This is a genomic window from Andreprevotia sp. IGB-42 (assembly GCF_009848685.1).
GTDB lineage: Bacteria > Pseudomonadota > Gammaproteobacteria > Burkholderiales > Chitinibacteraceae > Andreprevotia.
In genome coordinates this window covers 126,949-138,407 of the sequence record NZ_WXTX01000007.1, presented here as the reverse complement: position 1 = coordinate 138,407, position 11,459 = coordinate 126,949, and the positions used below count along the sequence as shown (strand labels likewise).

Genomic DNA, 11,459 nt, shown 5'->3' with positions numbered 1-11,459 from the left:
CTGGCCTCACTGCAGCTTGCGGAAGAACAGCGTGATCTGGCCCACCTCGATGCCCAGCTTGCTCATCGTGGTGCGGTTGATCAGCGTGTGGTCGTCCATCTGGTACATCCAGTCATCCATGTGCATGTCGTATTCGCGGCCATCCACCGGCAAACGCAGCGTGTACTGCCAGTGCAGCGCATTGCCGGCCACTTCACCGATGGCCTCCCCCACCACATCACCCGCAGTCCCATGCCATCGGCCATCGGCCTGTTTGAGCAAGGTCCAGGTACGCTGCTGGGTGGTGCCATCGCTGTAACTGAAATGCTCGTCCAGGATCAGGGCCTTGCCTTCCACCCTGCCGGCAATCTCCACGTGAAAGCGCTTGACCACCTCGCCCCCGCGTTTCTGGAACATGCCCCACGCCTCGGTCTTGCCACTGAAATAGTGTACCGGGTCCAGCACCGGTTTCTGGTCGCGGTACAACGCAACGTCCGGACTGGCGCAGGCCAGCAAGGCACTGCAACACAACACGATCAATCCACGTTTCATGCTTGTTTCTCCTTTGCGGCAATCACGAGGCGCGACAGCGCCAGCAAAGCCAGCAACTTGATCACACACGGCAACACCGCATAGCTGAGCGCCAGCGCCCAGCCAGCCCGGTTCCCCACCTCCACCTGCTGGCTTGGCTGGTAACCCAGCCATGCCAGCAGCGGCAACATCAGCCCCGATAGCGCCAGCGCAAGCTTGCCCAGCAGCGTCCATACGCCGTAGTAACTGGCAGGTTGTTCATGAGGCGGAATCAGCTGCGCCAGCAACACCGGCGGCAGGGTCAGGTCTGCACCCAGCGCAAGACCGGCCAGCACACACACCACCAGATAGGGCCAATGGTCACCTGGCCCCAGCAAGCCGGCCCATGCAAACGCCAGCACCGCCAGCAGCATGCCGGCCCGCCACGCGCCGGCGGTACCGCTGCGGGCAGCAAGCCGCGCCCACAGCGGCAAGCCCGCCGCGCCAGCAATGAAATACGCCCCCAAGAAAACACCAGCCCATGCCGGTTTGCCGATCCGGTCGGCAATGAAGAACATGGCCAGCGTGGCAGGAATGGCTACCGATACCGCGTTCAGGAAGTAAGGCAGCAACAGCCGGCGGAATGCCGCATTGCCCAATGCACTGCGCCAGGCAGGTGGCTGCGCAGTTCTGGCCCGCAGCCATGGCGGTGCGGCGGCCAGCAATAAGCACACACCAACTGCGAGCATCACGGCAAAAACGGCTGCGTATACCGCCATGCCACCAGCAGCGCCCGACTGCGAAGCGTGCATCAGCCATACCGGCAATACACTGGCCAAGACCACACCGGCAAGCCCAGCGCCTTCGCGCCACGCCGCCGCACGGGCAAGCGTATCCACCTGCCCGGATAGCCGCGCACCCCAGGCGAGGTAAGCGATATTGAGTACGCTGTGCGCGGTATACGCAATGATCAGCATCGCCGCCAGCCACCACACCAGTGCGCCCCCGCGTACCGGCGGCAACCACAGACCAGCAAAAGCCAAAGCCAGCACGCCCGCTGCAGCAGCCAGCAGCGGTGCCAGCCTGCCGGCACTGGCGGCGCGATCGATCAGCCTGCCCAGCCATGGGTCTTGCGCGGTATCCACCAAGCGGGCCAGAAACAGCACCAACCCGGTCGTTCCCAGTGCCATGCCCAGTTGCTGTGCGTAATAGGCGGGTGCCTGTACATAGACCGGCAGCGCAGCCATAGCCAGCGGCAAGCCCAACAGGCCGTATGCAAACAGAGAATGTGCCGGGAGTGCACCATGCACGGCAGCGGTCATCGGGCACCTGCCAGCAATTGCCGGCGCAAATCACTGTCGCGGGTTTTCTCGTTCAGCCAGATGGCAAAGAAGGCATGGGCAAACTCGGGGTCCGCAATGTCAGCCAGCTGCTTGTCGCGGCTGTAAAACTGGCAGCCCTTGCCGGGCAGGTAAACCCCGGTCAGTTGCGCACCGGGCTGCACATCGGTAAACGCCTGCTGCATATAGCCTTGCCAGCGTGCCAGCTGCGCATCACTGACCTGGCGCCCGAAGATACGCCGGATCTCGTCAATGCTGCGCTCGACAAACTGCGTGCGGGAAATATTGCGGTGATAGGTCAGCTCCAGCGCATACGGCGCACTGCCATCGGCACTGGCGCCCTCGCTTACCCACAACCGCGCGGTATAGATGCGGAAACCGAAATAGCGGAAATCACCCTGCCCCACCAGCCGGGGCGATGGCAATACACTCTGCCAGCCTGCGGCGTCCGCTATGGGGCTGCATAGCAACAGCACACCCAGCAAAACAGCACGGTAGCGCCTGGCGGTATTCATTCGCGCTGCAACAGGAATTGCACCACATCGGTACGGCTTTCCTCGAAGCCCGCTTCACAATACGCCAGGTACAGCCGCCAGATCCGCATGAAGGCTTCGTCGAAGCCCTGCGCCTGCACCTGCTCGCGCGCGGCTTCGAAATCACGCCGCCAGCGGCGCAATGTTTCTGCGTAATCGGCGCCAAACGCGTGTACTTGCCGGGTGGCCATGCCACGCTGTGCGGCAACGGCACTGAAGCGCGTGGGGCTGGGCAGCATGCCGCCCGGAAAAATGAACTGCTGGATGAAATCACTGCCGCTGCGATAGCGTTCGAAACGGTCATCTGCAATGGTGATCGACTGCACCAGCGCCCGGCCACCCGGCTGCAGGCTTTGCCGCAGCACATCAAAGTAGCCGGCCCAGTAGCGCTCTCCCACCGCCTCGAACATCTCGATCGACACGATGGCATCGTACTGGCTGGACAGATCGCGGTAATCCCGCAATTCCAGCCGGGCCAGATGCCTGAGGCCCGCCTCTGCCACCCGGCCCTGCGCCACTGCCAGTTGCGCGGGCGAAATGGTAATGCCATGCACATGGATACCCTGCCGTGCAGCATGCAGTGCAAACCCACCCCAGCCACAACCGATTTCCAGGACCTTCATGCCCGCCTGCAGGCCCAGCACGTCGATGATGCGCTGGTACTTGGCCGCCTGGGCATGCGCCAATGGCTGGCTGGTATCGCCGTTGAACCAGGCGCTGGAGTAGCTCCAGCTCTCGTCCAGCCACAGCCGGTAAAAATCGTTGCCGATATCGTAATGCGCGTGGATATTGCGCTGACTGCCGCGCCGGCTATTGGCGTTCAGCCAGTGCTTGATGCGGTGGAACAGGGTGGATAGCTTGCCGCCGAAGACAAAGCGCTCCAGCGCGGCTTCGTTCTGTAGCGCCAGACGTAACAGCGCGGTCAGGTCTGGCGTATCCAACCAGCCAGCACGATAGGCGTCGGCAAAGCCGATATCGCCCGCCTGCAGGATGCGCGCGCACGCGCGCCAGTCACGGATATGCAGCTCCGCACCCGGCGGCATGCGCAGATCACCGAACAGCAACCGGTCGCCAGCGGGCGTTACCACCTGCAGATGACCATGGTTCAGGCGTGCCAACATGGCCAGGAAGATTTTTGCCGCAGCAGGAATGCCGGCCGACAAGCCAGACAGGGTTTGCGTATTACTCATGGGGTTTCTCCTGCATTGCGCTGCAGCTGAGCGCGTGTGCCGGCGGTTCGGGTTTGCTGTGGAACGGCACTTTGTTGCGCCAGAGCCGGAATGCCTGCCAATGGATGCGGGCAACCACGCCCAATATCAGCAAAGGTTGGCGCCACAACACACGGCGCAGGTTGTCGGTGGTGAAAGGCGCGCTGCGTCCGCCAATCGCCGTATGCAACAACACCCCGTCGGCATCGTGGTAATCGATGGATACGAAGCGCAGCGCGCCGCTATCGCGAAAACGGAACCGATACTCCCCTTCCACCTTGCAGAAGGGCGAGACGTGAAACACCTTGCGGCAGACCAGCAGGCTGTCGGCGTCGATCTGCCCGCCATCACCCGCGCAAAGCAGATAGCTGTGCCGCTCGCCAAAGGTGTTGCTCACTTCAGCCAGCACTGCACGCAGCCGATCTTCGTGATCGTGGCAATACCAGAAACTGACCGGGTTGAAGGCATATCCGAACAGGCGTGGGAAGGTCTGCAGCTGGATGCAGCCATCGCTGGGCAGGCCCGCATCGCGCAATACGGCACGCATCCACGCCTGCAGGTCCGAACCGTCACGCGGGCCATAATCGGCGGTGCGTATGCCCAGCGGGCGCCAGTGGTCCACGCCGAACCAGCGGTTGTTCAGTTCGGCCAGCCGCGCCAGGTCCACCCGCAGATAGAACACCGGGTAAACGAAGTGATTGCGCACCGGGCGCAGGCGCTCGTGCATCACCTGCCCGATGATCAGTTCAGCGGCACTCATGACCGTGCCCACGCCGGCAACACGTCGAAATCCGCAGCCACCCGCAGTGCCGATTTCAGGCCATCTTCATGGAAGCCGTAGCCGGTCCACGCACCCGCAAACCACGCCCGGTTGCGCCCCTGCAGTGCTGGCAACTGTTGCTGTGCAGCGATTGCCGCGTGATCAAGCAGCGGGTGCTCGTAATTGAAGCGTGCAAACACGCGCGCCGGATCAGGCTCGCTGTATGGATTGAGCGTGACGATCACCGGGGATGTGAACGGCAGTTGCTGCAGCGCGTTGATCAGGTAACTCACACAAACTGGCCTCTGACCATCGATCACCGCACCGCCAAGGTAATTCCACGCCGACCAGACCTTGCGGCGGCGCGGCAGAAAACGGGTATCCGCATGCAGCACCGCAGTATTGGGCTGATAGCGCACCGCGCCCAGCATATTGGCTTCACGTTCGTCGGCATCCTGCAGCAACGCCAGCGTGGTAGGGGCATGGGTGGCGAACACCACGGCATCGAAGCGCTCCGCGCCATTGGTACTGTGCACCACCACGCCATCCACATCGCGTGCTACCGCAGCCACACCAGCCTGCAGGCGGATATCGGGCAAGGTGGCAGCAATGCGGCGCACGTATTCGCGCCCGCCACCCACCACTGAACGCCATTGCGGGCGGTTATTCACTTGCAACAGCGCATGGTTCAGGCAAAAGCGCAGGAAGGTGGCCGCGGGAAACCGCAGGATATCGCCCGGCGCGCTGGACCATATGGCCGCGGCCATGGGCAACAGATAACCCTCGCGGAACGCCTGCGAGTAATTGCCGGCATCAAGCAACTGCCCCAGCGTGTTGCCCGATGCTTCGGCAGCAGCCAGGTTGACCTGTGCTGCGGCGTTGAAGCACAGGATATCGCGCAGCATGCCGATGAAACGTGGCGACAGCAGATTGCTGCGCTGGGCAAACACCGTATCGATATTGGTACCGGCCCATTCAAAGCGGCCGTTGTCGAGCGTGACGCCGAACGACATGTCGCTGGCGTGCGAGGCAACGCCCAGCTCATCGAACAACGCAATCAGATTGGGATAGGTACGGTCATTGAATACCAGGAAGCCGGTATCCACCGGGCCGGTCTGGCCATCAAGGGTCACATCCACGGTATTGGTGTGCCCACCCAGGTAAGCGGCATTTTCAAACAGGGTGACGGCATGACGACGATTGAGCAGATAGGCGCTGGCAAGGCCGGCAATTCCCGCGCCGATCACGGCGATACGCTGGCCCGGCGGCTGTCTTGCTGTGGTGCTGTCGTGTACTGCGTCGGTCAACGTCGTTTCCTCATCAAGCCTGCCGCCAACAGCAAGGCACCTGCCATTTGCCCTGCTACGCCACGCATTTCGTTCTGGATGCCTACCGTCACACATACGCAGCAAGGCAGTGGCTGGATGTACCGCCGGTCATACCGCCTGCTGGTCTGGCCCGGCTTCGCAGGGGCTACTGCACCCGCCAGGTTCAAATGGTGCTAAGATCGTTTTGGTACCATCATGTTAAAAAATCTACCATACAGTAAACAAAATTACCAATGAGTATTTTAAGCAAACTCAGCTTCAAGGATCAGGCATTCAAGCTGCGCGAGGATGCAATCCTCGACGCCGCCACGCGCATCCTCGCCGGCAAGGGCTTTGACCTGATGACCATGGATGACGTCGCGCTTGAGGTCGGGCTGTCCAAACCCAGCCTCTACAAGCACTTCAAATCCAAGGAAGATCTGGTGGGCGAGGCGATGATTCGCCTGCTGGATGGCGCACTGGATTTTCTTGCCCGGCAAAACACGGCAGACAGCCCCGTTGGCCGCTTGAGTGGCCTGCTGGAATGGGCGATGCGCGTGCGGCTGGATGGCGGCCTGCCTTTCCTGCCCTCCGCCAGCCCGCAGGTGCGGGACATGCTCACGCGCAACCTGCGTTACGTGACCAAGGTGCTCAAGCTCAATGGCCAGCTGGAAAAAATCGTGCAGGCAGGCAAAAAAGCGGGCGAGCTACGCAGCGATCTGCCGGACGACGTGATCCTGTTCAGCTACTACGCCCGCACGTGTGATCCGGCGGTGGAATATCTGCGGCTGTACAGCAAGATGGATACCGAGGCGATCATCGCGCACATGCTGGGCGTGTGTTTTGATGGCATAGGCCGCAACAGTCCATCACGGTAAGGGCATCGGCAGGCGAGGATGTGGCACGGCAGCTGGCCGAACGGCCCTGCTGCGCCACGCAAAACGATGTTCGCGGATACGGGCTGGAAGAAAAAACGAGAAGCAGGCAGGCACAAGCAGAATGCAGGCGCTAGGGGTAACGCCAGAAATGAAAACGGCCTGACGAGTGATCGTCAAGCCGGAATCAGGTGTTACCTTGGTATTGCGTTCTTGCAGTGCCAACCGCTGTTGCCGGTCTGGCTTGCCACCAGGATATGGTGGCGTCCCCACGGGGATTCGAACCCCGGTAGTCACCGTGAAAGGGTGGTGTCCTAGGCCTCTAGACGATGGGGACCCTGGAAAAACTAAAAAGCAAATGGTGCACCCGGAGCGATTCGAACGCCCGACCCTCTGGTTCGTAGCCAGATACTCTATCCAACTGAGCTACGGGTGCACAGTTACTTCTTTTACTGCCTGGTGGCGTCCCCACGGGGATTCGAACCCCGGTAGTCACCGTGAAAGGGTGGTGTCCTAGGCCTCTAGACGATGGGGACAGCAAACAACTTTTACAACATGCCGGCTGTTGGGTGCCGACTTTGAATCTTTGGTGGAGGTAAACGGGATCGAACCGATGACCTCTTGCATGCCATGCAAGCGCTCTCCCAACTGAGCTATACCCCCGAAGAGATCGCCACTATAGATGGCGATCAGAACCTTGTAAAGCACTTTGTGAAACTTTTTGTTGCCCATATTACAAATCAAAGACTTACCACGGACGCCACCACGGATCACCATCCAGGAACGCCGGATCAAGCACGACGGTTTTTGGATAATTTTGCAGCAAAACGCGTTTTGCATCGTCACGCAGATCGTTCAGGCCCAGTTTATCGTAGGAAATCACCATCATGCCCAGCCCGCCCTCAACCTGTCTGGTCTTGGGGTAGGTCTCGATCAGCAGCTTGCCACGGTTGGCGGCAGCCAGGTAAGCACCACGTTTGTAGTAATACTTGGACACGTGCAGTTCATAACTGGCCAGTGCACCGATCAGGTAATCCATGCGCGCAGTAGCGTCACCCGTGTACTTGCTGTCCGGGTAGCGGTTCACCAGCTGGCGGAATGCTTCGAACGATTCACGTGCCGCTTTCGGGTCACGCTCGGACATGTCCTGCTTGAACATCGCCGAACCAAAACCCTGCACCTCGTTGAAACTCACCAAGCCTTTCAGGTACAGCGCGTAATCCATGCTGGGGTGGGCAGGATTGGTCTTGATGAACCGGTCTATCGCTGCCTGAGCCAGCAACGGCTCCTGATCCTTGTACTGATCGTAGGCGATTTCCAGCTGGGCCTGCTGGGCATACTTGCCGTAGGGAAAGCGCGCCTCCAGCTTTTCAAACAGCTCGATCGACTTGGTATAGCTCTTGGCCGCCTGCTCGGCTTTGGCCTCGGAGAACAACTTCTCGGCCGGCCAGCCTTTGGTTTCGTCCTTATCCTTGGGCTCGGACGCGCAACCGGCAACCAGCACGGCAGCCACGGAGGCCAGGAAGAATCGCGGTAGAATCTGCTTCATGATGCATTCCGATTTTGAACCCGACGATTATAGCGACTTCGCCGAGCCGCGTATCCTGACCATTCCTGCCAGTTGTGCAGGGCAACGGTTGGATGCGGCGCTGGCAAGCCTGCTGCCCGATTATTCACGCAGCCGCCTGAGCACCTGGATCAAGGATGAAAAGGTCACCATAGACGGCAAACCCGCCAATCCCAAGGATAAACTGTGGGGGGGCGAGACCGTCAGTGTGGACATTCAGCCCAACCCGGAAGAAGTAGCCTTCCAGCCGGAAGATATCCCGCTGGACGTAATTTATGCCGACGATGCGGTGATCGTGATCAACAAACCGGCGGGTCTGGTGGTGCACCCGGGCAGTGGCAACTGGTCCGGCACGCTGCTCAACGGCCTGCTGCACGCATATCCGGAACTGAAGGGCGTGCCGCGCGCCGGTATCGTGCATCGGCTGGACAAGGACACCAGCGGTCTGATGGTGGTGGCGCGCACGCTGACCGCACAAAACCTGCTGGTGCAGCAACTGCAGGCGCGTACCGTCAAACGCCATTACTTTGCCATCGTGCAGGGCGAGGTGCGCCGCGATGGCAAGGTGGATGCCCCGATCGGCCGCCACCCCAAGGAGCGGATCAAGATGGCGGTGGTCGGCAGCGGCAAGCCAGCGGTCACGCATTACCGCGTGCTGGAGCACCTGTCCGGCCACACACTGGTGGAATGCAAGCTGGAAACCGGCCGCACGCACCAGATCCGCGTGCACATGGGACACATCAATCATCCACTGGCGGCCGATCCGGTCTACGGCGGGCGGGCCAAGCTGCAGGAGCCGGAAGTGAACCTGGCGCTGGAAGACTTCGCGCGCCAGGCGCTACATGCCAAGAAGCTCAGCCTGGAGCATCCGGTCACCGGCAAGACCATGACCTGGAAATCACCGCTGCCGGAAGACTTTGAAATCCTGCTCAACGTGATGCGCGCCGCAGCCGGCCTTGACGACGATTGGGACGAAGAAGAATGGGAAGATGACGACGACAGCGATACCGAGGTGATCTATGTCCGCGAATGAGCCATGGCCAGTGGATCACACCGGCACGGACTGGATCATTCCCGACTGGCCGGCGCCGGCACAGGTGCGCGCACTCGTCACCACGCGCAACGGCGGCGTCAGCAGCGCCCCGTATGCCAGCCTGAACCTGGGCGATCATGTGGGCGACGACATCGCGGCGGTTACTGCCAACCGCGCCCTGGTTGGCCGGCACCTGCCGGCAGCGCCACTATGGCTCACGCAGGTACACGGCACCACGGTGGCCGATACCGCCAGCGCAGCACAGGGCAGCGAAGCAGATGCAAGCATTTCGCGCGGCAACATCGCCAGCGCGATCATGACTGCCGATTGCCTGCCGGTGTTGTTCTGCGATCGTGCCGGCACGGTCGTGGCTGCCGCACACGCTGGCTGGCGCGGACTGTGCGATGGCGTGCTGGAAGCCACCATCACCGCCATGGGCATCCCCGGCACCGATCTGCTGGCCTGGCTGGGGCCGGCCATCGGCCCGGCCAGATTCGAAGTGGGCGAGGAAGTACGCGCAGCCTTCGTGGCGCACGATGCCGCTGCAGCCAGCGCCTTCACGCCGGGCGCGCAAGCGGGAAAATGGCTTGCGGATATGTACCTGCTGGCGCGGCAACGGCTGGCCAGCCAGGGGCTGACCGCAGTGTATGGCGGCGATTTCTGCACCGTGACCGATAGCGCGCGGTTTTTCTCCTACCGTCGCGACAGGATCACCGGGCGCATGGCCAGCCTGGTGTGGCTGCAGGATTGAACGCCAGTCACCGGTGCTGGCGGGTCAGCGCCCGCCTGTGCCCGCATCGGTACCGGCTACGCCCTCACCCGCCACATTGTCACCCACTGCAGCCGCGCCCGCTTCCACCGCACGCGCGGTAGCATCCTGCTGCGCCTCTTGCAGCTTGCGGCGGCGCGCCAGCTGGCCACGCCGCTTGATCCACACCAGCAGCCAGGTGGGCAGGATACCCAGCAAGACAATCCATACAGCTGCCTTGGCAGGGTCGCCTGTGCCGGCTGCATACATTACGACCACATACAGATAACCAATCAGCAGGATATACATCAGGCAGGCGCCAAACGGGGACAGGGCGTGCAGCATAACAGCCCTGCAGAACGCAGGAAATGCACGCGCGCCGCACCCGGAGCCTGCATGCGATCTGGCTGCGAAGCGCCGATCGGCGCTTATCCGCAGCCAAACATCCACATGGCCACGCGTACACCCGGTCTTTGCGCTGCGCCTCACCCGCTGCGCCACTTCCTGCCGCGATTGCAAACAGATTCAGTGCGTGGCCAGCGCCCCCATCAGCTTGGCCAGGAAGCGGGTAAGGTCGCCCACCATCGAATCGATATAGGGCGGGTAGTACGGCAACACCAGGTAAAGCGCGCCCAGGCCGATGCCCAGCAACAGCGGAAAGCCCACCGCAAACACATTGAGCTGCGGCGCGGCGCGCGTCATCACGCCGATGGCCAGGTTGGCAATCAACAGCGCTCCCACCACCGGCAACGACAACAACATGCCAAGCCGGAACACCATGGCGCCGCGCTCCGCCACCAGACGGAATGCATCGGCACCCAACGGGCGCACGTCGATGGGGATTTGCGTAAAACTGTCCACCACCACCCTGATCATGATCAGGTGACCGTTCATGGACAGGAACAGCAGCAAGGTCACCAAGCTGAGAAACTGTGCCACGATGGGCACCTGTGTGGCATGCACCGGATCATAGGCTGTGGCAAAGCTCAGGCCCATCTGCAGGCCGATCAGGTGGCCGGCAAGCTCTACCGCGGTAAACAGCAGCCGGGCCACGAAGCCGATCATCAGGCCGATCATCAGCTGATTCACCGCAATCAGGATGCCGGCAGGCGATACCACATTGATCGCCGGCAGCGGCGGCAACAGCGGGCTGACCAGCATCGCCAGCAGGATGGCCAGCGCAACGCGCACCGGTGATGAAATGGAGCGGCTGGAATAGAACGGATCACTCAGCAGCAAGCCGAAAATCCGCAGGAATGGCCACCAGAAAAGCCCCAGCCACAGTTCGATCTGCGCCTGCGAGACAGTGAACATCACGGCCGGATCAACCGATCAAGGTCGGGATGCTCTGGAAGAGCCGGATGGTGTAATCCATGGCGGTTTCAATCATCCATGGCCCAGCCAGCACGAACACCAGAAAGGCGACCAGCAATTTGGGGATGAATGACAGCGTGGCCTCGTTGATCTGCGTGGCGGCCTGGAAAATACTCACGATCAGCCCGGTGGCCAGCGCCGCCAGCAGCATGGGGCCGGCCAGCAATACCAGCATTTCCATCGCACGCTGTACTTCGGTAATGACTGTTTCCGGTGTCATGACCG

General features: G+C 61.5%; 13 protein-coding genes and 4 tRNA genes. 3 read left to right on the top strand and 14 right to left on the bottom strand.

Annotated elements, in window-relative coordinates; translation table 11 throughout:
• Nucleotides 1–6: 6 nt before the first annotated feature.
• Genes IGB42_RS12425 through IGB42_RS12400 form a run of 6 tightly spaced genes read right to left on the bottom strand, consistent with a single transcriptional unit; the run spans nucleotide 7 to nucleotide 5,637 of the window.
• A complete protein-coding gene (locus IGB42_RS12425; RefSeq protein WP_159672027.1) occupies nucleotides 7–531 on the bottom strand; it encodes a DUF3833 domain-containing protein in 525 nt (174 codons plus the stop codon).
• Nucleotides 528–1,811, bottom strand: a complete 1,284-nt coding sequence (locus tag IGB42_RS12420; RefSeq protein WP_159672025.1) for an MFS transporter — start codon at nucleotides 1,809–1,811, stop codon at nucleotides 528–530. The genes IGB42_RS12425 and IGB42_RS12420 overlap by 4 nt, the downstream gene beginning before the upstream one ends.
• Nucleotides 1,808–2,344, bottom strand: coding sequence for a chalcone isomerase family protein (locus IGB42_RS12415; RefSeq protein ID WP_159672023.1), 537 nt, complete (start codon nucleotides 2,342–2,344; stop codon nucleotides 1,808–1,810). Before IGB42_RS12415 ends, IGB42_RS12420 begins: the two co-directional genes overlap by 4 nt.
• Nucleotides 2,341–3,552: a cyclopropane-fatty-acyl-phospholipid synthase family protein gene (locus IGB42_RS12410; RefSeq protein WP_159672021.1), complete on the bottom strand. Its 1,212-nt coding sequence runs from the start codon at nucleotides 3,550–3,552 to the stop codon at nucleotides 2,341–2,343. Before IGB42_RS12410 ends, IGB42_RS12415 begins: the two co-directional genes overlap by 4 nt.
• Entirely contained in the window at nucleotides 3,545–4,330 is a 786-nt protein-coding gene (locus IGB42_RS12405) for a DUF1365 domain-containing protein (protein WP_159672019.1), read from the bottom strand. Before IGB42_RS12405 ends, IGB42_RS12410 begins: the two co-directional genes overlap by 8 nt.
• Nucleotides 4,327–5,637, bottom strand: a complete 1,311-nt coding sequence (locus IGB42_RS12400) for an NAD(P)/FAD-dependent oxidoreductase (protein WP_236822570.1) — start codon at nucleotides 5,635–5,637, stop codon at nucleotides 4,327–4,329. The genes IGB42_RS12405 and IGB42_RS12400 overlap by 4 nt, the downstream gene beginning before the upstream one ends.
• A 254-nt stretch (nucleotides 5,638–5,891) precedes the next feature.
• Here IGB42_RS12400 and IGB42_RS12395 point away from each other — a divergent pair, with 254 nt between their 5' ends.
• A complete protein-coding gene (locus tag IGB42_RS12395; protein WP_159672015.1) occupies nucleotides 5,892–6,515 on the top strand; it encodes a TetR/AcrR family transcriptional regulator in 624 nt (207 codons plus the stop codon).
• A gap of 258 nt (nucleotides 6,516–6,773) precedes the next feature.
• Here IGB42_RS12395 and IGB42_RS12390 read toward each other — a convergent pair.
• The 5 genes from IGB42_RS12390 to IGB42_RS12370 form a co-directional block, all read right to left on the bottom strand.
• Nucleotides 6,774–6,849 (bottom strand) — tRNA-Glu (locus IGB42_RS12390).
• Between the two features lie 22 nt (nucleotides 6,850–6,871).
• Nucleotides 6,872–6,948: transfer RNA gene (locus IGB42_RS12385), tRNA-Arg, on the bottom strand.
• 24 nt (nucleotides 6,949–6,972) lie between these two features.
• Nucleotides 6,973–7,048 (bottom strand) — tRNA-Glu (locus IGB42_RS12380).
• A gap of 51 nt (nucleotides 7,049–7,099) precedes the next feature.
• Nucleotides 7,100–7,175 (bottom strand) — tRNA-Ala (locus IGB42_RS12375).
• Nucleotides 7,176–7,260: 85 nt separating this feature from the next.
• Nucleotides 7,261–8,061, bottom strand: coding sequence for an outer membrane protein assembly factor BamD (locus IGB42_RS12370; protein ID WP_159672013.1), 801 nt, complete (start codon nucleotides 8,059–8,061; stop codon nucleotides 7,261–7,263).
• Between IGB42_RS12370 and rluD the strand changes: the two genes are divergently transcribed.
• Complete coding sequence (gene rluD / locus IGB42_RS12365; RefSeq protein WP_159672011.1) at nucleotides 8,060–9,112, top strand: 23S rRNA pseudouridine(1911/1915/1917) synthase RluD; 1,053 nt, start codon at nucleotides 8,060–8,062, stop codon at nucleotides 9,110–9,112. The two genes, IGB42_RS12370 and rluD, sit on opposite strands and share 2 nt — an antisense overlap.
• On the top strand, nucleotides 9,099–9,863 hold the full coding sequence (gene pgeF / locus IGB42_RS12360) for a peptidoglycan editing factor PgeF (RefSeq protein WP_159672009.1): 765 nt from the start codon (nucleotides 9,099–9,101) through the stop codon (nucleotides 9,861–9,863). Before rluD ends, pgeF begins: the two co-directional genes overlap by 14 nt.
• A 24-nt stretch (nucleotides 9,864–9,887) precedes the next feature.
• Here the strand turns inward: pgeF and IGB42_RS21900 are convergent, their stop codons facing one another.
• From IGB42_RS21900 to fliQ, 3 genes are all read right to left on the bottom strand, one after another.
• Nucleotides 9,888–10,205, bottom strand: a complete 318-nt coding sequence (locus IGB42_RS21900) for a hypothetical protein (RefSeq protein WP_174764211.1) — start codon at nucleotides 10,203–10,205, stop codon at nucleotides 9,888–9,890.
• 180 nt (nucleotides 10,206–10,385) lie between these two features.
• Complete coding sequence (gene fliR, locus IGB42_RS12350) at nucleotides 10,386–11,174, bottom strand: flagellar biosynthetic protein FliR (protein WP_159672007.1); 789 nt, start codon at nucleotides 11,172–11,174, stop codon at nucleotides 10,386–10,388.
• A 10-nt stretch (nucleotides 11,175–11,184) separates the two neighbouring features.
• A complete protein-coding gene (gene fliQ, locus IGB42_RS12345) occupies nucleotides 11,185–11,454 on the bottom strand; it encodes a flagellar biosynthesis protein FliQ (RefSeq protein ID WP_159672005.1) in 270 nt (89 codons plus the stop codon).
• Between the last annotated feature and the right edge of the window lie 5 nt (nucleotides 11,455–11,459).